Source organism: Pantoea sp. X-Soil-ISGK-259, from assembly GCF_059730705.1.
In genome coordinates this window covers 2,678,690-2,700,950 of sequence record NZ_AP035986.1, presented here as the reverse complement: position 1 = coordinate 2,700,950, position 22,261 = coordinate 2,678,690, and the positions used below count along the sequence as shown (strand labels likewise).

Annotated in this window: 20 protein-coding genes; 9 read left to right on the top strand and 11 right to left on the bottom strand. The window is 55.6% G+C overall.

The genetic code is table 11. The features are described from left to right. Window positions 1-22 precede the first annotated feature (22 nt). On the top strand, window positions 23-1,219 hold the full coding sequence (locus AC6I77_RS12770) for a Bcr/CflA family multidrug efflux MFS transporter (protein WP_008926121.1): 1,197 nt from the start codon (window positions 23-25) through the stop codon (window positions 1,217-1,219). A gap of 287 nt (window positions 1,220-1,506) precedes the next feature. Next, a complete protein-coding gene (locus AC6I77_RS12765; protein WP_003854157.1) occupies window positions 1,507-1,827 on the top strand; it encodes a YejG family protein in 321 nt (106 codons plus the stop codon). Here AC6I77_RS12765 and yejF read toward each other — a convergent pair. The 9 genes from yejF to yeiP all read right to left on the bottom strand — a co-directional run bounded on the left by yejF (window position 1,814) and on the right by yeiP (window position 12,629). Beyond that, window positions 1,814-3,418: a microcin C ABC transporter ATP-binding protein YejF gene (yejF, locus tag AC6I77_RS12760; RefSeq protein WP_105098966.1), complete on the bottom strand. Its 1,605-nt coding sequence runs from the start codon at window positions 3,416-3,418 to the stop codon at window positions 1,814-1,816. The genes AC6I77_RS12765 and yejF overlap by 14 nt on opposite strands. After that, window positions 3,419-4,441 (bottom strand): ABC transporter permease, encoded by a 1,023-nt coding sequence (locus AC6I77_RS12755; protein WP_003854154.1) that lies wholly within the window; start codon window positions 4,439-4,441, stop codon window positions 3,419-3,421. Then, the gene (locus tag AC6I77_RS12750; RefSeq protein ID WP_003854153.1) at window positions 4,438-5,532 is read right to left on the bottom strand and encodes a microcin C ABC transporter permease YejB; all 1,095 of its coding nucleotides are present in this window, start codon (window positions 5,530-5,532) and stop codon (window positions 4,438-4,440) included. Before AC6I77_RS12750 ends, AC6I77_RS12755 begins: the two co-directional genes overlap by 4 nt. A gap of 11 nt (window positions 5,533-5,543) precedes the next feature. Continuing rightward, a complete protein-coding gene (locus AC6I77_RS12745) occupies window positions 5,544-7,352 on the bottom strand; it encodes an extracellular solute-binding protein (protein ID WP_497816995.1) in 1,809 nt (602 codons plus the stop codon). Window positions 7,353-7,396: 44 nt separating this feature from the next. Continuing rightward, window positions 7,397-8,959 (bottom strand): cyclic di-3',5'-guanosine monophosphate phosphodiesterase PdeN, encoded by a 1,563-nt coding sequence (gene pdeN / locus AC6I77_RS12740; RefSeq protein WP_497816994.1) that lies wholly within the window; start codon window positions 8,957-8,959, stop codon window positions 7,397-7,399. A gap of 216 nt (window positions 8,960-9,175) precedes the next feature. Next, entirely contained in the window at window positions 9,176-9,751 is a 576-nt protein-coding gene (mepS, locus tag AC6I77_RS12735) for a bifunctional murein DD-endopeptidase/murein LD-carboxypeptidase (protein ID WP_071591717.1), read from the bottom strand. Window positions 9,752-10,263: 512 nt separating this feature from the next. Further along, the gene (locus AC6I77_RS12730) at window positions 10,264-10,971 is read right to left on the bottom strand and encodes a phosphatase PAP2 family protein (protein ID WP_003854148.1); all 708 of its coding nucleotides are present in this window, start codon (window positions 10,969-10,971) and stop codon (window positions 10,264-10,266) included. A gap of 42 nt (window positions 10,972-11,013) precedes the next feature. Further along, window positions 11,014-11,982: a CobW family GTP-binding protein gene (locus tag AC6I77_RS12725; RefSeq protein WP_375150285.1), complete on the bottom strand. Its 969-nt coding sequence runs from the start codon at window positions 11,980-11,982 to the stop codon at window positions 11,014-11,016. Between the two features lie 74 nt (window positions 11,983-12,056). Beyond that, window positions 12,057-12,629: an elongation factor P-like protein YeiP gene (gene yeiP / locus AC6I77_RS12720; RefSeq protein WP_003854146.1), complete on the bottom strand. Its 573-nt coding sequence runs from the start codon at window positions 12,627-12,629 to the stop codon at window positions 12,057-12,059. A gap of 163 nt (window positions 12,630-12,792) precedes the next feature. Between yeiP and AC6I77_RS12715 the strand changes: the two genes are divergently transcribed. The 4 genes from AC6I77_RS12715 (at window position 12,793) to fruA (ending at window position 17,114) form a co-directional block, all read left to right on the top strand. Further along, on the top strand, window positions 12,793-13,047 hold the full coding sequence (locus AC6I77_RS12715; RefSeq protein ID WP_003854141.1) for a YkgJ family cysteine cluster protein: 255 nt from the start codon (window positions 12,793-12,795) through the stop codon (window positions 13,045-13,047). 272 nt (window positions 13,048-13,319) lie between these two features. Then, window positions 13,320-14,450: a fused PTS fructose transporter subunit IIA/HPr protein gene (gene fruB, locus AC6I77_RS12710; RefSeq protein WP_314508965.1), complete on the top strand. Its 1,131-nt coding sequence runs from the start codon at window positions 13,320-13,322 to the stop codon at window positions 14,448-14,450. Continuing rightward, the gene (fruK, locus tag AC6I77_RS12705; RefSeq protein WP_003854138.1) at window positions 14,447-15,385 is read left to right on the top strand and encodes a 1-phosphofructokinase; all 939 of its coding nucleotides are present in this window, start codon (window positions 14,447-14,449) and stop codon (window positions 15,383-15,385) included. Before fruB ends, fruK begins: the two co-directional genes overlap by 4 nt. A gap of 16 nt (window positions 15,386-15,401) precedes the next feature. Then, a complete protein-coding gene (gene fruA, locus AC6I77_RS12700) occupies window positions 15,402-17,114 on the top strand; it encodes a PTS fructose transporter subunit IIBC (protein ID WP_110411237.1) in 1,713 nt (570 codons plus the stop codon). A 165-nt stretch (window positions 17,115-17,279) separates the two neighbouring features. On the opposite strand, the gene nfo is transcribed toward fruA, so the two are convergent. Continuing rightward, entirely contained in the window at window positions 17,280-18,125 is an 846-nt protein-coding gene (gene nfo / locus AC6I77_RS12695; protein ID WP_003854136.1) for a deoxyribonuclease IV, read from the bottom strand. Window positions 18,126-18,176: 51 nt separating this feature from the next. Then, on the bottom strand, window positions 18,177-19,232 hold the full coding sequence (locus AC6I77_RS12690) for a YeiH family putative sulfate export transporter (RefSeq protein ID WP_375150284.1): 1,056 nt from the start codon (window positions 19,230-19,232) through the stop codon (window positions 18,177-18,179). Window positions 19,233-19,338: 106 nt separating this feature from the next. Between AC6I77_RS12690 and AC6I77_RS12685 the strand changes: the two genes are divergently transcribed. The 3 genes from AC6I77_RS12685 to AC6I77_RS12675 all read left to right on the top strand — a co-directional run bounded on the left by AC6I77_RS12685 (window position 19,339) and on the right by AC6I77_RS12675 (window position 22,173). Further along, the gene (locus AC6I77_RS12685; protein ID WP_003854134.1) at window positions 19,339-19,713 is read left to right on the top strand and encodes a YkvA family protein; all 375 of its coding nucleotides are present in this window, start codon (window positions 19,339-19,341) and stop codon (window positions 19,711-19,713) included. Window positions 19,714-19,722: 9 nt separating this feature from the next. Beyond that, entirely contained in the window at window positions 19,723-20,589 is an 867-nt protein-coding gene (gene yieE, locus AC6I77_RS12680) for a DNA-binding transcriptional regulator YeiE (protein WP_003854133.1), read from the top strand. A gap of 117 nt (window positions 20,590-20,706) precedes the next feature. Further along, window positions 20,707-22,173, top strand: coding sequence for an amino acid permease (locus AC6I77_RS12675; RefSeq protein ID WP_375150283.1), 1,467 nt, complete (start codon window positions 20,707-20,709; stop codon window positions 22,171-22,173). Window positions 22,174-22,261: the final 88 nt, after the last annotated feature.

Here is a 22,261-nt window from a genome sequence, read left to right as displayed (position 1 = left end):
ACTCATTTGTGCAGGAGAAGGTGTGCGTAAGGAAAAGAACTCGCCAACAGGACTGGTCGTCATCCTCGGTCTGTTAGCCATGCTGATGCCGTTGTCGATTGACATGTATCTGCCTGCCATGCCGCAGATTGCGCGTGAGTTCGGGGTGTCAGCCGGTAGCGTGCAGATGTCGCTTAACCTCTACATCCTTGGCTTCGCGATTGGCCAGCTTATCTATGGGCCGCTGGCAGACAGCTATGGGCGTAAGCCGGTAATTGCACTCGGCACGCTGATCTTTGCCTGCGCCGCTGCGGCCTGTGCACTGTCACAGACCATCGACCAGCTGATTCTGATGCGTTTCCTGCACGGACTTTCTGCCGCCGCAGCCAGTGTGGTGATCAACGCGCTGATGCGTGACAGTTACTCGAAAGAGGACTTCTCGCGCATGATGTCCTTTGTGATGCTGATTACCACCATCGCGCCGCTGCTGGCGCCGATCATCGGTGGCTGGCTGCTGGTGCTCTGGAGCTGGCACGCAATTTTCTGGGCGCTCGCGGGAGCGGCATTAGTGACCACCGTGCTGGTAACCACACAAATCCGCGAAACCCTGAAGCCGGAGCAGCGACAGCGTTTTCATCTGCGCACCACGCTCGGCAATTTCGTGACGCTGTTTCGCCACAAACGGGCGTTCAGTTACATGCTGTCGAGCGGCTTCTCCTTTGCCGGGCTCTTTACTTTTCTCAATGCCGGCCCCTTTGTTTACATCGAGCTGAATCACGTCTCACCGCAAAACTTTGGCTACTACTTTGGTCTCAACGTGGTGTTTCTGTTTGTCCTGACGCTGATTAACAGCCGTGCCGTGCGCCGCTTTGGCCCGGTGGCGATGTTCCGGCTGGGGCTGCTGATACAGTTCTGCATGGGCATCTGGTTGCTGGTTGTCAGCGCCTTCAGCCTCGGCTTTTTGCCGCTGGTGATGGGAATCGCGATGTTTATCGGCTGCGTGTCGATGGTCTCATCGAATGCGATGGCGGTGATCCTGGATGAGTTTCCGCATATGGCCGGAACGGCATCCTCTCTGGCGGGCACGCTGCGTTTTGGCGTGGGTGCTTTTGTCGGTGCACTGCTGTCGCTGGTGAGTTTCAACAGCGCCTGGCCGATGGTCGGCACAATTGCCCTGTGCGCGACAATTTCTCTGCTGCTCTTCTTCTACGCTTCACGTCCCCGCACTGCGACCCGTTAACCGGGCGCAGTGGTTTCTTCCCCGATTGCCCGCAGTGATGCACATCCCGACAGTTTTGTTTCTTTATTGTGAAAATTTTTAGTTAAAAAAGTAATCATAATGCGTCTAAAATGATTGTTAACGGTGAGTGAACGCGGTACATATAGGCTGAAGTGCGATGTAAGTCGCAAAAATGCGCTTCTGCAATCCGCACGGATGGGCCTCCCTGTCCGGACTCTGCGGTGAATGACCCGCTGGCTGCGGGCAGGTCGGTGTTGCGACATAAACTCATCCGGGGAAAGTAAACTATGCTGCAACTTTCAATTGTGCATCGTCTGCCACAGCATTTTCGCTGGGCCAGCGATCACCACAGCGCCATTGATTCTGATGATGCAACGCTGGATGAGCAGGATTTCGTGGCGCTGCGATTGATCAGCCATGACGGCATTCCGGCGTGGGAGATTCTGCAGCAGTTAAAAGAGGTTCTGGCGGATATTCAGGTTGATTGCAAAGTTGCTGAGTGCGAAGGGCAGCCCTGCCTGTTCATTCAGCGTCGTGACGAAAGTGCCACTAACTGCTGTTTGAAAAATCAGGGCGTGGCGATAGCAGAAACCTTTATTGGAGGTTAAGCTGCGCCGACTGCAGTAGCTCGCGGGTATAATCTGCCACGGGTGAAGCAAACAGCCTTTCACACTCGCCCTGTTCCACGACCTCTCCCTGGCACAGCACGATAAGCTGGTGGCACAGCGCGCGAACCACATCCAGGTCGTGACTGATAAACAGATAACTGAGCTGCCGCTGCTGCTGCAAACGGCGTAACAGCGTCAGAATTTGCTTCTGCACCGTGCGATCCAGCGATGAAGTCGGTTCATCCAGCACCAGCAACTCCGGCTCCAGAATCAATGCCCGCGCAATAGCAATACGCTGTCGCTGACCGCCAGAAAATTCGGCCGGATAACGATGGCGACTTTCCGCTTCAAGCCCCACTTCCTCCATGACGGCGATAACCCGCTGCGTCTGCTGCACACTGTCGAGTTCAGGCTGATGTACCGCCAGACCCTCAGCAATAATCTGCTGCACCGTCATGCGCGGATTGAGTGAGGAGTTAGGGTCCTGAAACACCACCTGAATACGCTGACGCAGCGGCAACAGTTGCTGACGCGACAGTTGATGCAGCGGCTGACCGTCAAACCAGATCTCGCCGCGTGAGGCAATCAGCCGCAGCAGTGCCAGCCCGGTGGTGCTTTTACCCGAGCCGGACTCACCCACCAGGCCCAGACTTTCGCCACGCCGCAGGCTAAAACTCAATCCGGAAAGCACCCGCTTTTCACTGTTCTGGCGACGGAACAGCCCGCGCCGCTGTGTAAAGCTCACCTGAAGCTGCTCGACACGAAGAAGAATGGGCGACGCTGCGGGCAGCGGAACGGCTTTTCCCTCCGGTTCCGCAGCCAGCAACTGCTGGCTGTAAGGATGCTGCGGCTGGTTCATCAGGGTCTGGCAGCGATTCTGCTCCACGATGTGACCGTTGCGCATCACGCTGACATTATCTGCCAGCTGACGCACAATATTCAGGTTATGCGTGATGAACAGCATGCCCATGTTCAGCTCACGTTGCAGTTCGCGCAGCAGCGTCAGGATCTGGGCCTGAACCGTCACATCCAGTGCCGTGGTCGGCTCATCGGCAATCAGCAGCTGCGGCTCGGTCAGCAGCGCCATGGCAATCATCACCCGCTGGCGTTCACCGCCGGAAAGCTGGTGGGGAAAATCATTGAGCCGGGTGGCGGGCTGCCGGATACCGACCCGATCGAGCACGCTGAGAATCTCACCGCGTGCGGCCGGACGACGCATCCCGCGATGCAGTGACAGCACTTCATACAGCTGCTTCTCCACGGTGTGCAGCGGATTCAGTGACACCATGGGCTCCTGAAAAATCATCGCGATCTGGTTGCCGCGAATACCCCGCAGACGCTGCTCGCGGGCGCGCAGCAGATCTTCACCGTTAAACAGAATCTCGCCGCTGGGATAAATCACTGAAGCCTCATGCAGCAGTCGCATTACCGACAGCGCGGTGACGCTCTTGCCGGAACCAGACTCACCCACCAGCGCCAGCGTTTCACCTGCGTCAATGCGCAGCGACACGTCATTCACGACCTGTCGAAGCTGCTTGCCCTGACGAAAGGCGACTGAGAGATGATTGATAGCAAGCAATGGCGTCGTCATTCAGGCTCCTTTGCCCGGATCAAAGGCGTCGCGCACCGCTTCGCCGATAAAAATCAGCAGCGAAAGCAGGATCGCCAGCGTGAAAAAGCCCGCCAGACCCAACCAGGGAGCCTGCAGGTTGTTTTTGCCCTGCAGCAGTAACTCGCCCAGCGAGGGCGAACCCAGCGGCAGGCCGAAGCCCAGAAAGTCGAGTGAGGTCAGCGTGGTAATCGATCCGCACAAAATAAACGGCAGAAAGGTCAGTGTGGCTACCATCGCGTTAGGCAGCATATGGCGCAACATAATCCGGCCATCGCTGACGCCCAGCGCCTGCGCGGCACGAATGTAATCAAAATTTCGGGTACGGAGAAACTCTGCCCTGACAACACTTACCAGACTCATCCAGCCAAACGCCACGGTGACCAGCAACAGCCACCAGAAGCCAGGCTGAATCACGCTGGAGAGAAGAATCAGCAGAAACAGCGCGGGCATGCCAGACCAGACTTCAATCATCCGCTGCCCAATCAGGTCAATTCTGCCGCCGAAATAGCCCTGCACCGCGCCGACCACAATCCCGATTACGCTGGAGAGAAGCGTCAGCAGCAGACCGAACAGCAGAGAGATACGTGTGCCATAGAGCAGCCGAGCCAGTACGTCGCCGCCGTTGGCGTCCGTGCCGAGCCAGTTCTGCGCAGAAGGCGGAGAAGGGAAGGGCACCTGAGTAGCAAAATTAATGGTTCCGTCGCTGAAACGAATCGGTGCCCACAGCGCCCAGCCATTCTGCCTGATGCGCTGCCGCAGCCAGGGATCCTGATAATCCGCCGCTGTCGCCAGTACACCGCCATAGTCGGTTTCGCTGTAGTCAAACAGCAGCGGCACCGTCCAGCGTTGGTGGTAATGCACCAGCAACGGCTTGTCATTCGCGATCAGTTCAGCACCCAGCGACAGCAGAAAAATGATCAGAAAGATCCAGAGCGACCAGTAGCCGCGTCGGTTGTGACGAAAGCGCTGCCAGCGCTGCTGATTCAGCGGTGAGAGCGTCATGAGCGGCTCCCGAAGTCGATGCGGGGATCGACCAGCGTATAAGTCAGATCGCTGAGGATATTCATCAGCAGACCGATCAGCGTGAAAATATAGAGCGTGCCAAACATCACCGGGTAGTCGCGTTGCAATGTCGCGTCATAGCCGAGCAGCCCAAGCCCGTTGAGCGAGAACATCACTTCGATGAGTACCGAACTGGTAAAGAACATGCTGATAAACGTGGCCGGGAAGCTGGCGATCACCAGCAGCATCGCATTGCGAAACACATGATGATAGAGAATGCGTCGCTCTGGCACCCCTTTGGCGCGCGCGGTCACCACATAGAGTTTGCGGATCTCGTCCAGAAAGGCGTTTTTGGTCAGCATGGTCAGCGTGGCGAAGCCGCCGATCACTGTCGCCAGCACCGGCAGAGCGATATGCCAGAAGTAGTCCAGCACTTTGCCATACCAGGGCAGTGTATCGTGCTGCGCAGAGGTGAGCCCACGCAGCGGAAACCAGTCGAGATAGCTGCCACCGGCAAACAGCACAATCAGCATGATGCCGAACAGAAAGGCCGGAATGGAGTAGCCGATGATAATAAAGGCGCTGCTCCAGACATCAAAGGCGCTGCCATTGCGCACCGCTTTGCGGATCCCCAGTGGAATCGACACCAGATAAATAATCAGGGTGCTCCAGAGTCCCAGGCTGATCGAGACTGGCAGGCTCTCTTTGATCAGCCCGATCACCGAGGCGCTGCGAAACAGGCTGTCGCCAAAATCCAGACGCAGGTAATTCCACAGCATCTCGCCGTAGCGCTGCCAGAGAGGTTTATCGAAGCCGTAACGCTTTTTAATCTCAGCAATCACTTCAGGATCCAGCCCGCGTGCGCCACGATACTGATTATCGCCAGGATTAATGTGACTGAAGCTGGCGCGTGAACTGGCGCTCTCCGCCCCGCTGCCGGGCAGGCCGGTTGTCTGACCAAACTCAATATTTGCCAGCGCCTGATCGACCGGGCCGCCGGGCGCGATTTGCACGATAAAAAAATTAAGCGTGATGATCGCCCACAAGGTCGGGATAATCAGCAGCAGTCTGCGCAGAAAGTAAGCGGCCAACGGTGATCTCCTTAGCGTTTACTGGCCGGCAGGCGTCCGGCTTTGTTTGTGTCGTACCACCAGTTTTCCAGCCCTGTACTGTAGGCAGGCTTGCGTGCAGGGTGAGAAAACTTATCCCAGTATGCCAGCCGCTGTTCAGCGTTGTACCACCTTGGGATCATATAGGCATTCCACAGCAGCACCCGATCCAGCGCCTGAGCCATCGGGCGAAGTTCAGCAGGATCGTCCTGATGCGCCACAATCTGTTTCACAAAGTGATCCACTATCGGATCTTTAACCCGCGCACTGTTCCACGACGAGTTGATGTAGTCGGAGTGCCAGAGGATCTGCAGGCTGGACGTCGGGATGGGCATCGCTGAATAGGCGGTGGCAATCATATCGTAGTCACCTTCCCGTTTGCGCCGCAGATACTGCGAGCTGTCGATCTGCCGCAGATTCAGCGTAATGCCAAGCCGCGAAAGATTGTGCTGCAGCGGGAGTGCCCAGTCGATGTCAGAACCGCTGCGTAACAGCAACTCGGCGGTGAACGGCTGACCGGTTTTATCATTGACCAGGCGGCGATTTTTAATCTGCCAGCCCGCCTGTTTTAACAGGTCAAATGCGGTTAACAGACTGGCGCGGTCATAGCCGCTGCCATCCGTTTTGTGTGGCTGATAGGGCTGGCTGAACAGCTCTGGCGGCAGTTGTGCGCGCCAGGGTTCAAGCAGCGCCCGTTGCTGTGCATCCGGCACACCACTGGCAGCATACTCCGTGTTCTGGAAATAGCTGCTGGCGCGATGCCAGGCTCCGTAGTAAAGCGCTTTGTTCATCCACTCGAAATCGAACATCAGTGAGAAAGCCTGACGCACGCGTCGATCATGAAACAGCGGTTTTTCATTGTTAAATGCCAGCCAGCGGGTATCAATAGCAGCGTCATTGGGCGTGGTCTCTTTGACGATGCTGCCATCGTCGAAATGGCGGCCGCGATACTGGGTGGCCCATTTCTTCGCCGAAGTCTCTTCACGCCAGTCGAAAGCGCCAGCCTTAAAGGCCTCAAACGCCACATTGTCATCCAGATAGTAGTCATAGCGCATGCGATCAAAATTAAAACGTCCGCGGTTTACCGGCAGATCGGCGGCCCAGTAATCTTTTACCCGGCTGAACTCAATAAACTGGCCCAGCTTCCAGCGGGTAATGCGATAGGGTCCGCTCGACAACGGCGGTGCGCTTAACGGCTCGTTAAACTTTTTATCGTGCCAGAACGACTCGGCGATCACCGGCAGCGTCAGTAATCCAAGCAGCAGATCTTTATCCGGCTTCTGTGCTTCTATAAGCACTGTGAGGTCGTTCAGCGCTTTTACGCTAACGCCACGGTAGGCGACGCGGAACTGGGGCACGCCCTCAGTCATGAATTTTTCAAAGGTGAACGCCACGTCGCGGGCGGTGATCGGTGTGCCATCCTGGAAGCGGGCGTGGGGATTCATCTGGATCTCGATCCACGAAAAATCGCTGGCATAGCGCGCCGACTCGGCAATCAGCGGATAATAGCTGCCGGGTTCATCGTCTGAACTGGTGTAAAGCCCGTCATAAAGCGTGCCGGTGTTAATGCCTGGATTGCCGCGTGAGGCATAGCGATTGAAGTTGTCATAGGTACCGATCACCGCCAGGGTGATGCTGCCTCCTTTGGGCGCGCTGGGGTTGGCATAGTCGTAATGGCTGAAACCGGGCGGATATTTTGCTTCACCAGCCTGGGTGAATGCATAGCTTTGCTGGACAGAGGCAGCCAGCAGCGGGGCGCTGAGCAGGCCACACAGCAGTATGAGTCCAAAGCGAAACAGCATGATTCCTCCAGTCAGATGTCCGGGGCGTTTCAGGCCAGGTCATGTCAGGCCTTATGACGACGGAAATAGTCTATCAGCGTTTCTGGCCGTAACGGACGGCTAAAGATATAACCCTGCAAATGCGTTACACCACGATTAATTAACCAGGTAGCCTGCTCACCGGTCTCAACGCCTTCGGCCACACTCTTTAAGTTGAGTTTCTTCGCCAGTTGCAACACGGAATCCAGAACCGGTGAGGTCTGGGTGTCTGTACCGATGCTCTGAACAAAACCGCGATCGATTTTGAGGTAATCAAAGTCATAACGTTCCAGATAGATTAACGCGCTATGCCCGGTACCAAAATCATCAATAGCAATATGAATCTGCTGCTGATGCAGCCAGTCAAACAGTTCTCCGACGTTTTCATCCCGCACCATGGCTCGCTCAGTAATCTCAAACACATAGTTAAAGTGTCCCGCAGGCATGGTATCAAGCCAGTGCAGCACATCCTGACGGAAACCACTGTCAGCCAGGTGCAGGGGCGAAATGTTGAGACTCAGGCTGGCATGACGGGGAATGGTATGACACAGCAGATGTGCATCACGGGAAACCAGCTGAAACAGATGCCGCGTCAGCGGAATAATCAGATTCTGTGATTCTGCAAAATGAATAAAGACATCGGGCGGAACCGGGCCTTTCGTCGGGTGAGTCCAGCGTAATAATGCTTCCATACCATAAGGCTGGCCATCATGAGACGTCACCAGCGGCTGATACTCAACGTGAAACTCGCCGCGTTTCATGGCCCGAATCAGCTCTCTGCCGGGACGCTGATACACCGACAACAGTAGCCACCATCCCCCTGCAAACAGCAGCGACAGCAACAGGCCACTTAGCAGGATAGTTTGATAGTCGCTGACTGCCAGAGTAGAGCCGTACACGACAAACTGGAGCGGATACCCTGTCAGCGCCTGCTGGTGCAGGGGCTTCGGCAGGTTTTTATTCTCAATGAGGCCGGACTGCCAGCTGGTTAAGGCGCTGCGCTGTGCCATGAGTGCCATGCCGGTGATTTCCGGTCGCCGGGACGCCAGCAGCTGATAAGGCGCGAGAGTGATATTGAGCGTCGCGAAAACGCCTGACTGCAGGCTGCCTGGATTTTTGATCCACAAGGCCAGCACCGGTTTATTCGGCTGCAACGGCGTGCCTGGCATCAGTTGCAGGTCGGTATCGCGCGAAATATCACTGTGCGGCGCAATCACATTAAGTGGCAGACTAAAACTGCCGGTCGCTGACGAGCAAAAGGCTATACCGTTATCAACCAGCAGAATGGCGCGAAGGTTTCCGGCAAAGGCGGCGCGTGAGGTCAGTTCACGATCTATGTTATGGCAGGCAGTGTGGGTAAACGGAAGCAGGGGAGTGAGAGTGCTGTTAATCAACGTGGAGAGCGTTTGCTCCAATGCCGTGCGACTGTTCTCCAGCAGTTGCTGATGCTGCCGTTCGCGCTTCTGCCAGGTCTGGTGAAAAGAGAGTACGGCGAACAAAAGAAAGAATAAGCCGCCAGCCATCGCGCTACTGCATGCGATACGGCGAGGAGTAGTGTCACGGCGCCGTAGTGCCCCCGACAATGGCATGAGGTGCTCCTGATAAATTATTATTATGTTATTGCGCACGACTGCTTCGGTTTAAGCGACCGAGAATATAACGAGAGAGTCTGAAATGTCTCGTTATTTATCTGAAATACAATGCTTTTATCTGATAAAAATCTGCCTGCCATCTTCAGGCACGAAAAAAAACGCTGCACAGGCAGCGTTTCTTGTTCTCTGGCGAGAGAAAATCGAAGGTGATAATCAGGTCGGGTTACGACTTAATACACGACGCCCTTCACGGTAACGCTTTTTCCAGTAGTCATCATTGAGACTGGAGATCATCACGCCACTGCTGGTAGATGCATGAACAAAGTTATCGTTACCCAGGTAAATGCCCACGTGGCGGCCCGTTGAACCGGCACGGAACATCACCAGATCGCCAGGGCGTAATTTACTGCGGGTGATCTCTTTGCCTGTGTCTTGTTGCTCAGAGGTAGAACGAGGTAATTCTAAGCCAAACTGATCGCGGAAGGTGCGTTGTACAAAGGCGGAACAATCGATCCCGCGTTTGGTATCGCCACCGAGGCGATAGCGCACACCTTTCCAGACGGCGTATTGTTCCATGATGCGCGACTTAACATCGACGTTACGCACCATTTCTTCAAACTCATCCTGAGACGCCTGAAGTAAAAAACCATTGTGGTTGTTAACTTCATGATTCTCGTTATTCGCGTTTTGACTGCTATGGGTACTGCTACAAGCTGAGAGGAGTGTGGCTAGCGCCAATGCGGGCACGATCCGCATTATATATCTCAGTATTGGTTGAGACTTGACCATTATTCGGGTTTTCCTTCGATTTCCTTACGACAAAATTGTCGCCAGCCAGATGACAAAACAGGGAGATTAATAAGCGAAACAGGCTAAGACAAATCCTTAATTACTAAAATGTGTTAATGGACACACTTTAACGGTAAAAAATCTGAATTTTCTGCCGCTGTAGTCTCACTGCGACTGAGGTTAACTGATTACAGACGCCGTGGCGAGTGCTTTTAATCAATTTCATATAGGTTTTTTTGATGAGAATCAAACTGTAACACACTGACTATTTTAGAGACAATTGTGGGGAAATAATGGTGAGAACAGGGGATGAAAGGGAGGTCAATTCGGGGCATAGCCTGCTGTTTCAGTGTTTTCTTAATTGACAGCCTGGTGTGAAGACTCGTTAACGCGTAAGCCGGGTCATAACCTTTTCTTTTCGTGAATTTAATTAGCAGCCTAATAGTGAGGAGCTGTTTTTTATAAGCGCGGGCGGTTATGAACCTGGCGGGTAAACCGACCGCGCTTAACATTTACATCACGGGCTTATATTTACCCGGTAATTTGCGATAAAACCAGTTAACCAATACGTCACTCGCTGGTGTTAATAGCCACCAGCTCAGTCCGACTAAAACGACCGACAGTGAACCGACGGCAATATCGGTAAACCAGTGCGCGCCCGCCATGACGCGCGGCAGTGAAAATATCACCACAATAGCGGCGGCAACGATAAAACGGCTGAAACCAAAATAACGCCAGATAAAGCAGGCGAAGATGATCAGCATCATACCGTGGTCCCCAGGGAAACTGTCTTTTGAGGCATCTTTAGCGGGAATACCGGTTAATTCACTGACGCGATAAACGTGATCAAAGAATCGCGTCGGACTCGAGTGTTTCACGGGCAATAAATGGCCCAGCTGATTAAGCACCACGGCGGTTAACAACATGGTGATACCAATGGCCAGCATCCGACGCCTGGCCTCTGGCGTTTCCTGCCGCCAGATCGACAGATAAAGCAGACCCATCGCCAGCAGGGATACCGCATCAAAACCACGAAAATTGGTGATAGCGACGATCAGCGCGAAGAGCGGATGAGTGCCCATCTGATTATTGAAGCCAAAGAAAACAGATTTATCGATGCCAAACCAGAAACCGTGTTCAGGCGGCAAATACCAGGAAAGAAACAGCACTATGCCCAGTGCATTGAGCAGCAGGATAGTAATAAGGCGGGTTACGCGCATAATTAAAACTCATTAAAAAAATAACCGCCGACAATACCTGTCTTAGCGTAAACGGCACTTCAACAATGCCGATTGTAGCTGATTCCAGTCGACCTGCTGAGAATGGATGATCTCAATACGGCTATCGGGCGGCAGTGAGGTGAATGTCTCACTTTGCAACTCTTTTGCCTGGCAGTTAATACGCATTGTGCCTTCTGGCGTGCGCATTACCCCTTTAATGCGATCGACCGCTGCCAGCCGGACCCACTCCAGCAGCGCATCGCGGCTAAACAGCGTGTCAGCATCAAACAGCCAGCCGCAGGCGCTATAGCCCTGGCCGTGGTTCAGCGCCCGACGCCATCGCGCCTCGCCATCCAGTCGTAATGCCGCCAGACCGCTGGTCGGGGGCGACGAATGATGGTGATGCGGCGCAGGGAGGTCGCGCGGCAGATAAGGGGCATCAAGCAGGGAAAGGGGGATTTGACAGAATTCGGTCTGTATCAGAGGACGAGCAGGCTGCATCTGCTGCTGCCAGTCAGCCAGGCGCTGACGGTCCTCTTCGTTCCAGCAGTCGCGCTTATTAGCAATAATAATGTCGGCGGCAGCGAGTTGATCGCGAAAGTTTTCATTGGCAACAATACGCGGCTCAGCCAGTTGACGAGCATCCAGCAGCGTCAGAGTGGCGTTCAGTTGCAGCCACGCCTGATACACCGGCGCACTTAACATCTGCAACACCTGACGCGGATGGCCCAGACCCGTTGGCTCAATCAGCAGTCGGTCGGGCTTGCTCTTCAGCAGCATATTCAGCCCAACCTGCATCGGCAGACCGTTAACGCAGCACAGGCAGCCGCCGGGGATCTCCTTCAGCGTGGCACCGCGATCGGCCAGCAGGGCACCGTCGATCCCAATCTCGCCAAATTCATTGACCAGCACCGCCCACTTTTCTCCTGCGGGCCGCGCTGCCAGCAGATGGCAGAGCAGCGTGGTTTTGCCGCTGCCCAAAAAACCGGTAATCAGATTAACGCGTGTCATGGGACGCCCCCGCCAGAAAATAACGCAATAGTGTAATACTATAACATTATCGCGATCAGCAGCAGGCTGGCGGTTTAGTCAGCGCGGCCCATGTAACGGCGTTCAGCGATATGGATACGGATGCGGTCACCGTTGCTCAAATATTCCGGAACCTGAATAGAGAGGCCTGTGCTCATTCCGGCTGGTTTGGTACGGGCGCTGGCGGAAGCCCCTTTAATGCCTGGTGAAGTATCCACGATCTCCATATCCACGGTTTGTGGCAGTTCCAGCGCCAGTACCTGACCCTCCATCGTCAGCACGTGAATGCCAGGGATGCCGCCTTCAGGGATAAACAGCAGCTCTTCTTCGATCTGCTCCTGCTTAAAGGAGTAAGGGGTGTAATCCTCGTCATCCATGAAAATATATTCATCACCATCTATATAAGAGAAGGTGACGCTGCGACGGCTGAGCGAAATCGCATCAATAATCTCGTCGCCTTTGAACCGCTCTTCAACTTTTAAACCGGTGCGGACATCGGTAAAGCGCATTTTATACAGGGTGGCAGCACCGCGTGCGCTGGGGCTCTGGACATCAATGTCTTTAACCAGCAGCAGTTTACCGTTGTGCGTGACGGCCATCCCTTTTTTGATTTCATTGGCTTTTGGCATTGCTGTTCTCGCTATCTTGAGAGTGAAGTGCGCGCAACGTTACGCGTGCCGGTGAAAACTGGCAATATGGTGGTGGCGAAATTTTATGTCAGGCCGCGGCTTTCATGGCAATTTCTGCCCCGGACTGCTATTGTCGCCGCGACTTTCTCTGCCGGAGCACAGCATGCAATGCCGTAGCCAGTGCGGTGCCTGTTGTACAGCGCCCTCGATCTCTTCACCCATTCCTGGCATGCCTGACGGCAAGCCCGCGAACACGCCCTGCGTTCAGCTCGATGACTTACTGCGCTGCAAACTGTTTGGTTCGCCATTGCGTCCTGCCGTCTGCGCAGGCCTGCAGCCTGCATACAGCATGTGTGGCAACTCACGCCAGGAGGCGATGACATACTTACTTCAGCTCGAAGCCGATACTGCCCCCTGAAGCGCTGACGCTGCTGACATTTTCGGTCCACAGATCTCTGCATTACAGCAACCGCGTCAGCCTGTTCACTTTTTATTCCCCATAATCCCCCTGAAATGTGCGTAACGTCAAAAATCTGTTACGCCGTTTGCGCATTCTCTTGCCTCCGGAAAATTGCTGTACCACAATCCCTGAAACGTTTCAGCGGTGACTGCGCCACCTGTTTTCAACAGCATGGCGTAAAAAAACCCCCACTGGCTGAAACGATTCAATCTCAGCAAGCGAGGAGAATTATGTTCCAGCTCGAATTGCAGGCCATCCATACCGGAGCCAGCGCCCAGAATAAAGAAGAGGCCATTCGTCAGGTTGCTGCCGCGTTAACCGCTGCGGGTAATGTGACGGAAGGCTACGTCAATGGCATGCTGGCCCGCGAACAGCAAACCTCAACGTTCCTCGGCAACGGCATCGCAATTCCCCATGGCACCACCGATACCCGAGACATGGTCCTGAAAACCGGTGTTCAGGTGTTTCAGTTCCCGCAGGGCATTGCCTGGGGTGACGATCAGACTGCTTATGTCGCCATCGGGATTGCCGCTAAGTCGGATGAGCATCTGGCGCTGCTGCGTCAACTGACCCATGTTCTGAGCGATGACACCATTGCTGAACAGCTCAAAACCGCCTCTGCTGAAGATCTCCGTGCGTTGCTGATGGGCGAAAAACAGGCCGCCGAGTTCAGCTTTGACACCTCATTAATTACGCTCAACGTCGCTGCCAGCGATCTGATCACTCTGCAGGCAATGAATGCTGGCCGGCTGCAGTCCGCGGGTGTGGTGGATGCGAGCTACGTCGCAGACGTGGTCTCGACGGCTCCGCTGAATCTGGGTCAGGGCATCTGGCTCAGCGACAGCAGCCTCGGCAACCTGCGCAGCGGTGTTGCCATCAGCCGCGCTGAACATGCATTCGACCATCAGGGCGAATCCGCGGCGCTGTTAATCAGCGTTTCAGCGACCGATGAACGTCCACTGGAAGTGCTGGGTTACCTCAGCGCATTACTGCAGCAGAACAAAGCAGATCGCCTGCTTAAAGCGGATGCGGCAGGTGTTTACGCACTGCTGACCAGCGAAGTTGATGAGCAGGCTGAGGTGCTGACCGCAGAATTCACTATTCGCAACGAGCATGGTCTCCATGCCCGTCCAGGCACCGCGCTGGTTAGCGTAATCAAGCAGTTCAACAGCGACATCACGGTGACCAATCTCGACGGCAGCGGTAAACCTGCTAACGGCCGTAGCCTGATGAAAGTGGTTGCGCTGGGCGTGAAGAAAGGCCATCGCCTGCGCTTCACCGCCAGCGGTGACGATGCACAGCAGGCGCTGACCGCCATTGAAGAGGCGATCAACAGCGGTCTGGGCGAGGGGGCAGCATGAGCAGACGCGTCGCCACCATCACGCTGAATCCGGCGTATGACCTGGTGGGATATACCCCTGAAATTGAACGCGGCGAAGTCAACCTGGTGAAAACCACCGGGCTGCACGCGGCGGGCAAGGGCATCAACGTTGCTAAAGTCCTGAAAGACCTGGGTATCGATGTCACCGTGGGTGGATTCCTGGGTAAAGAGAATCAGGACGGCTTCCAGCAGCTGTTCAGCGAGCTGGGCATTGCCAACCGTTTCCAGGTGGTGCCGGGCCGTACCCGTATTAACGTTAAACTCACTGAACAGACCGGCGACGTTACCGATCTGAACTTCTCCGGTTTCCAGGTCACGGGTCAGGACTGGGATCGTTTTACGGCTGATTCTCTGACCTGGCTGGGCCAGTTCGACATGGTCTGCGTCAGCGGCAGCCTGCCAGAAGGCGTTGATCACGATGCCTTTACCCGCTGGATGACCGAACTGCGTACTCACTGCCCCTGCATCATTTTTGACAGCAGCCGCGAGGCGCTGGTGGCAGGACTGAAAGCCGCACCATGGCTGGTGAAACCTAACCGCCGTGAGCTGGAGATCTGGGCCGGTCGCAAACTGCCTGGTCTGCAGGATGTGATTGGCGCTGCGCACGAACTGCGCGAGCAGGGCATCGCCCATGTGGTGATTTCATTGGGCGCGGAAGGCGCACTGTGGGTCAACGCGTCAGGCGAATGGATTGCTAAACCGCCGGTGTGTGAAGTCGTCAGCACCGTGGGTGCCGGTGATTCGATGGTGGGCGGCCTGATTTATGGCCTGCTGATGCGTGAATCCAGCGAACACACGCTGCGTCTTGCGACTGCCGTGGCGGCGATGGCCGTCAGCCAGAGCAACGTTGGCGTTTCCGATCGTACGCAGTTGGCCGCAATGATGGCGCGTGTCGACTTACAACCCGTTAACTGACAGCAGGAGAGCGATAATGAAAACGCTGCTGATTAAAGACCCTACACTGGGACTGGCTTCCGCATATATGGCGCAACAACGTCTGGCTGCCGCCGCAGCTGCTGCGGGCCTGACCCTGACTGAGAACCCTGCCGACGCTGAACTGGCGATTGTGCTGGGTAAAAACGTGCCGGATGATGCGGCGCTGAACGGCAAAGCGGTCTGGCTGGGTGATATCCAGCTGGCGGTCCGCGAGCCGGAAACCTTCCTTAACCGCGCCAAAGCTGAAGCCAAAACCTGGCAGGCTCCTGCGGCTGTGGCAACACCTGCAGGTGCATCAGCTGCAGCACCGGCTCAGGCTGGCGCGCAGAAACGCGTTGTGGCCGTTACCGCCTGTCCGACCGGCGTGGCACACACCTTTATGGCTGCCGAAGCTATTCAGGCTGAAGCGACCCGTCGCGGCTGGTGGGTGAAAGTTGAAACTCGCGGTTCAGTGGGTGCGGGTAACGCCATCACCCCGGAAGAAGTTGCTGCCGCCGATCTGGTGATCGTCGCAGCTGACATCGAAGTGGATCTGGCGAAATTTGACGGGAAGCCGATGTACCGCACCTCAACCGGTCTGGCGCTGAAGAAAACCGCGCAGGAACTGGATAAAGCGGTTGCAGAAGCGAAGCCGTATAAAGCGGTGGCTGGTGGACAGAGCAATAGCAGTGAAGAAGAGAAGAAAGGCGGGGCAGGGGCTTATCGTCACCTGCTGACCGGTGTTTCTTACATGCTGCCGATGGTGGTCGCGGGTGGTCTGAGCATCGCCCTGTCGTTTGCTTTTGGTATCACAGCGTTTAAAGAACAGGGCACTCTGGCCGCTGCGCTGATGCAAATCGGTGGGGGCAGCGCTTTTGCTCTGATGGTACCAGTGCTGGCGGGCTTTATCGCCTTCTCCATCGCTGACCGTCCGGGTCTGACGCCAGGTCTGATTGGCGGTATGATCGCCACCAGCATCAATGCAGGCTTCTTAGGCGGTATTATCGCGGGCTTTATTGCCGGTTATGCAGCGAAGCTGATCAGCGGCAAAGTCAAACTGCCGCAGAGTATGGAAGCGCTGAAACCGATATTGATTATCCCGCTGTTCGCGAGTCTGATCACCGGCCTGCTGATGATCTACGTGGTGGGCAAACCGGTTGCGGGCATCATGAATGGCCTGACACACTGGCTGGCTAACATGGGCACGGCGAATGCGGTCCTGCTGGGCGCAATCCTGGGCGGCATGATGTGTACCGATATGGGCGGTCCGGTGAACAAAGTGGCTTACGCATTTGGCGTCGGCTTACTGAGTTCGCAGACGTATGCACCGATGGCCGCCATCATGGCAGCCGGTATGGTGCCACCGCTGGCGATGGGTCTGGCTACGCTGGTTGCCCGTCGTAAATTCAACAAAGGTCAGCAGGAAGGTGGTAAAGCGGCACTGGTTCTGGGTCTCTGCTTTATCTCTGAAGGTGCGATTCCATTCGCAGCCCGTGACCCGATGCGTGTTCTGCCTTGCTGTATCGTGGGCGGCGCAATCACCGGCGCGATCTCCATGGCGATTGGCGCGAAACTGATGGCACCGCACGGTGGACTGTTTGTACTGCTGATCCCTGGCGCCATTACCCCGGTTGTCGGTTATCTGATGTCGATTGTCATCGGTACTGCGGTTGCGGGTCTGGGCTATGCGATACTGAAACGTCCGGAAGAGCAGCTGGCGAAAGCCTGATGTGCAGAAATGCATAATCTGCTGAAGTGATAATAACAGGGAGCCGGTGGCTCCCTGTTTGCTTTTACGTCTTTCCGATCTGACCTTGTTCCCTGTTCAGGCTCAGTCTTACAGCAACCAGGCCTGACTTTGTCAAAAATCTCGGAGCCAGCTGGCTCCCTTTTTCTATCCCTGCTGTTCAGCTTTCAGCCAGGCAATCTCATCTTTCCAGATGTCGGGATTAATAGTCTCAAGAATTAACGGAATACCATCAAACCGCGGATCTTTCATCAGCCAGCTAAATACGGTTTTGCCGATATTCCCTTCACCCAGGCTGTGATGGCGGTCAACGCGACTGTCGAAGGCGCTTTTGGCATCGTTAAGGTGCATACCGCGCAGATAATCAAAGCCGACAATGCGCTCAAACTCAGCAAAGGTTGCCTCGCAGTCCGCTTCGGTACGCAGGTCATACCCGCCAGCAAACGCATGACAGGTATCAATGCAGACGCCGACGCGCGACTTATCTTCGACATGTTCAATAATGGTGGCGAGGTGCTCGAAGCGGAATCCGAGGTTACTGCCCTGACCGGCGGTATTCTCAATGACGGCGGTCACATTCTGGCTCTGGTCGAGGGCGATGTTGATCGACTCCGCAATCCGCTTCAGGCAGGCCTCTTCTTCAATCTGATGCAGATGGCTGCCGGGATGGAAGTTCAGCAGCGTCAGGCCGAGCTGGTCACAACGTTTTAATTCATCAATAAAGGCCGCGCGGGATTTCTCCAGCGCCTCTTCAACCGGATGACCGAGGTTAATCAGAAAACTGTCGTGCGGCAGAATTTGCTGCGGACTGAATTTGTACGTCTCGCAGGCGGCGCGAAAAGCATCAATCACCTCAGTGGAGAGCGGGGCGGCCTTCCACTGACGCTGATTTTTAGTAAAGAGGGCAAAGGCGGTGGCTTCTATTTCATGGGCGCGAATCACTGCCTGATCCACACCACCTGCCGCACTCACGTGTGCGCCGATATATTTCATGCCTTTCTCCTGGGGCTATGCACGGATGAAACGGCATGATACCCGATGCTGTTAGCCCATGAAATGTTGCACCAGCAGATTGATGGTGCCGCCACCCGCGATTAACCAGCCAAATACCAGTGCGCCCAGCAGCAGCGGTTTAACGCCCGCCTCACGTAATGCGCTAAAACGGGTGGTTAATCCCAGAGCCGCCATCGCCATCGCCAGCAGCAGACCCGCCAGCTCGTTCAGCGTGGCCACTACCGTGGCAGGCAGCAGCTGCAGCGAGTTAAACAGCGCGACTGCGATAAACAGCAGGGCGAACCAGGGAAACGTCACCGGCTGACGCGCGTTGCTCGCTTTGCGTTTGCCGCGTAGCACTGCACTCAGGCAGAGCAGGAACGGGGCCAGCATCATCACCCGCAGCATTTTGGCAATCACCGCGCTGTTCTCGGCATCGGGACTGATGCTGTGTCCGGCAGCCACGACCTGTGCCACTTCATGGATGGTCGAACCGGTAAATACCCCAAACTGCGATGCACTCAGGCCTGGAAAAAGATGGTGCGCCAGCGGCCACAGCATTGGATAGATAAAGATTGCCAGCGTGCCGAACAGCACCACGGTTGCAATAGCCACCGCCACTTTCGAGGAGGCGGCTTTTACCACTGGCTCGGTCGCCAGTACGGCCGCTGCCCCACAGATGCTGCTGCCCGCGCCAATCAGCCAGACGGTATCGCGATCCAGTTTCAGCAGCCGGATGCCCAGCAGGCAGGTAATAAAGAAGGTGCTGCTCAGCGTCAGCGCATCAATCAGGATGCCGCTAAAACCAACGTCGGCAATCTGTTGTAAGGTGATGCGAAATCCAAACAGGATGATCCCCAGCCGCAGCAGCTTCTGCTTAGCCAGTATCACGCCGCTGTCGCAGCGCGACGCCAGAGGCGTAAAGACGCTATTGCCGACCAGGATGCCCAGCATGATTGCCAGGGTCAGTGAACCCAGCCCCGCTGCTGCCACCACCGGTTGCTGTGCGAGCCAGCTGGCAGCCGCGGCAATCGCGGCAGTCAGCAGCAGACCGGGGAACCAGAGCGTAACAGGATGATGGGGTTTAGCGATGCTCAGTTCGGTCATGGTGGTCACTCCTCATGGTTGAGTCATGATCATGACGGCGACTGGCTTAAAAGTGAAATTGATAATATATTTATAATTGACCAGAATAAACGATAAGGCCGCAATCATGATAGTTTCGCGTCTGCGCCGCTGGGCGACGCTGATCAAAAGAGATGCCCGGGTGCTGTGGTTTGCCTTTCGCGATCCGCGCACGCCCTGGTGGAACAAAGTGGCGATGCTGGGGCTGGTCGCGTATGGCGTCAGCCCGATCGATCTCATCCCGGATGTGATCCCGTTTGTTGGTCTGCTGGATGACGCGGTGATTATCCCGACGGGCGTCATGGTGCTGATGCGGTTGCTGCCGAAAGACGTGCGTATCAGCAGCATCGCGAAAGCGCAGTCTCAGCGTGCGCGCGGTAAAAAAATGGCAGGCTGGCTGGGCATCGCCGGGCTGCTCTGGCTGGCATTAATGATTTATCTTGTCAGGCATTCATTGAGTTAAGAGGCAACAATGCACATTACGCTGCGGCAAATCGAAGTGTTCACCGAAGTGCTCAAAAGCGGTTCAACGACGCAGGCTTCGCAGTTGCTGGCGCTGTCGCAGTCCGCAGTCAGCGCGGCGCTGGCCGATCTGGAGAGTCAGCTCGGGGTGCAGCTGTTTGATCGGGTCGGCAAACGGCTGGTGCTAAATGAGCACGGGCGGCTGCTCTATCCGCGTGCGGTAGGACTGCTGGAGCAGGCAGGTGAAATTGAGCAATTGTTCAAAGAGGATAACGGCGCAATCCGCATCTTCGCCAGCAGCACCATCGGTAACTATCTGCTGCCGGGCATGATGGCCGCTTATCGCCGTGATTTTCCGGGGTTGCCGCTGGAGCTGAGCGTCGGAAACAGTCAGGATGTGATTCAGGCGGTTTCCGATTTTCGCGTAGACGTCGGGTTGATTGAAGGGCCGTGTCACATGACCGAGCTGGTCAGTGAACCCTGGCTGGAAGATGAACTGGTGGTGTTTGCCGCACCTGACGCCGCGATCCTGCAACAGCCGGTGACGCTGAAAACGCTGGCCGAAGCGCCCTGGATCCTGCGCGAGCGTGGCTCGGGCACCCGTGAAATCGTCGACTATCTGCTGTTGTCACACCTGCCAAGTTTTCAGCTGGGCATGGAGCTGGGCAACTCCGAAGCGATCAAGCATGCAGTGCGGCATGGCATGGGGATCAGCTGTCTTTCACGCCGGGTGATTGCCGATCTGCTGGAGGCGGGCACGCTGACAGAACTGACGATTCCGTTGCCGCGTCTGACCCGAACGCTCTACCGCATTCATCACCGGCAGAAGCATATTTCAAAAGCGCTGACGCGCTTTTTGTCCTATTGCCGTGAGTGACCGCTAATAATTCGGGCGCGATCATGAACATAACTTATAACAGCATGGCATCAGCTATACAGAGGCGGTCTGGCTGCTACAATCGCGCCTCATTTTTACCCAGCGTAGCGTTAACACATGCATAATGACCCAAATACAACACAACAACCTGCATTACGACGTGCGTTAAAAGCCCGTCATCTGACGATGATCGCCATCGGCGGCTCAATCGGTACTGGCCTGTTTGTCGCCTCTGGCGCAACCATCGCACAGGCTGGCCCCGGTGGAGCACTTCTCTCCTATATGCTCATCGGCCTGATGGTCTACTTCCTGATGACCAGTCTCGGTGAGCTGGCCGCCTTTATGCCCGTCTCGGGTTCTTTCGCCACCTACGGCGCGAAATATGTCGAAGAGGGTTTTGGCTTCGCCCTAGGCTGGAACTACTGGTACAACTGGGCGGTGACCATCGCAGTTGACCTGGTGGCGTCCCAGCTGGTGATGACCTACTGGTTCCCTGACACGCCAGGCTGGATCTGGAGCGCGTTGTTCCTGGGTCTGATATTTCTGCTTAACTACATCTCGGTGAAAGGCTTTGGCGAGGCGGAATACTGGTTCTCGCTGATTAAAGTGGCCACCGTGATTATCTTTATCATTGTTGGCGTGCTGATGATTATCGGCATTATGCGCGGTGCGGAGCATGCGGGCTGGCATAACTGGCAGGTTGGCGATGCGCCGTTTGCGGGTGGCTTTGCGGCAATGATTGGCGTGGCGATGATTGTGGGATTCTCCTTCCAGGGCACCGAGCTGATCGGTATCGCGGCGGGCGAATCTGAAGATCCGGCCAAAAATATCCCGCGCGCGGTGCGGCAGATTTTCTGGCGTATCCTGCTGTTCTATGTGTTCGCCATCCTGATTATCAGTCTGATCCTGCCGTACACCGATCCACAGTTGCTGCATAACGACATAGACGATATCAGCGTCAGCCCGTTCACCCTGGTGTTCCAGAACGCCGGTCTGCTCTCCGCGGCAGCGGTGATGAATGCGGTGATCCTGACGGCGGTGCTGTCAGCCGGTAACTCCGGTATGTACGCCTCAACGCGTATGCTTTACAACCTGGCGAGTGAAGGCAAAGCGCCGCGCATTTTCGCGAAACTCTCCAAAGGCGGCGTGCCGCGCAATGCCTTATGGGCGACGACCGTTGTGGCCGGGCTGTGCTTCCTGACCTCTAAGTTTGGTAATCAGGAAGTCTATCTGTGGCTGCTGAATACCTCAGGCATGACTGGTTTTATCGCCTGGCTGGGTATTGCCATCAGTCACTATCGTTTCCGCCGCGGCTATGTCGCCCAGGGACATGACCTGAACGATCTGCCTTACCGTTCCGGCTTCTTCCCGCTGGGGCCGATCTTCGCCTTTGTGCTTTGCCTGATCATTACGCTGGGTCAGAACTATCAGGCATTCCTTAACGACAGCATTGACTGGTACAGCGTAGCGGCCACCTACATTGGCCTTCCGCTGTTCCTGATTATCTGGTTCGGCTACAGGCTGACGCGCGGCAGCCGTTTCGTGAAGTACAGCGAGATGGAGTTCCCGGTTCATAAAGATTAGAACTGTGCGCTGGCGCTGTTAAGTCAGGTACCTGACACAGCGCCCTGAGCTCTTCCCCATCTTTAACGTCAAGGCGCTATAACTGCCA

Coding starts and splice junctions, on each gene's coding strand:
- AC6I77_RS12765 (WP_003854157.1), top strand. CDS start 1,507: ATGCTGCAACTTTCAATTGTGCATCGTCTGCCACAGCATTTTCGCTGG.
- yejF (WP_105098966.1), bottom strand. CDS start 3,418: ATGACGACGCCATTGCTTGCTATCAATCATCTCTCAGTCGCCTTTCGT.
- AC6I77_RS12755 (WP_003854154.1), bottom strand. CDS start 4,441: ATGACGCTCTCACCGCTGAATCAGCAGCGCTGGCAGCGCTTTCGTCAC.
- AC6I77_RS12745 (WP_497816995.1), bottom strand. CDS start 7,352: ATGCTGTTTCGCTTTGGACTCATACTGCTGTGTGGCCTGCTCAGCGCC.
- pdeN (WP_497816994.1), bottom strand. CDS start 8,959: ATGCCATTGTCGGGGGCACTACGGCGCCGTGACACTACTCCTCGCCGT.
- mepS (WP_071591717.1), bottom strand. CDS start 9,751: ATGGTCAAGTCTCAACCAATACTGAGATATATAATGCGGATCGTGCCC.
- AC6I77_RS12730 (WP_003854148.1), bottom strand. CDS start 10,971: ATGCGCGTAACCCGCCTTATTACTATCCTGCTGCTCAATGCACTGGGC.
- AC6I77_RS12725 (WP_375150285.1), bottom strand. CDS start 11,982: ATGACACGCGTTAATCTGATTACCGGTTTTTTGGGCAGCGGCAAAACC.
- yeiP (WP_003854146.1), bottom strand. CDS start 12,629: ATGCCAAAAGCCAATGAAATCAAAAAAGGGATGGCCGTCACGCACAAC.
- AC6I77_RS12715 (WP_003854141.1), top strand. CDS start 12,793: ATGCAATGCCGTAGCCAGTGCGGTGCCTGTTGTACAGCGCCCTCGATC.
- fruB (WP_314508965.1), top strand. CDS start 13,320: ATGTTCCAGCTCGAATTGCAGGCCATCCATACCGGAGCCAGCGCCCAG.
- fruK (WP_003854138.1), top strand. CDS start 14,447: ATGAGCAGACGCGTCGCCACCATCACGCTGAATCCGGCGTATGACCTG.
- fruA (WP_110411237.1), top strand. CDS start 15,402: ATGAAAACGCTGCTGATTAAAGACCCTACACTGGGACTGGCTTCCGCA.
- nfo (WP_003854136.1), bottom strand. CDS start 18,125: ATGAAATATATCGGCGCACACGTGAGTGCGGCAGGTGGTGTGGATCAG.
- AC6I77_RS12690 (WP_375150284.1), bottom strand. CDS start 19,232: ATGACCGAACTGAGCATCGCTAAACCCCATCATCCTGTTACGCTCTGG.
- AC6I77_RS12685 (WP_003854134.1), top strand. CDS start 19,339: ATGATAGTTTCGCGTCTGCGCCGCTGGGCGACGCTGATCAAAAGAGAT.
- yieE (WP_003854133.1), top strand. CDS start 19,723: ATGCACATTACGCTGCGGCAAATCGAAGTGTTCACCGAAGTGCTCAAA.
- AC6I77_RS12675 (WP_375150283.1), top strand. CDS start 20,707: ATGCATAATGACCCAAATACAACACAACAACCTGCATTACGACGTGCG.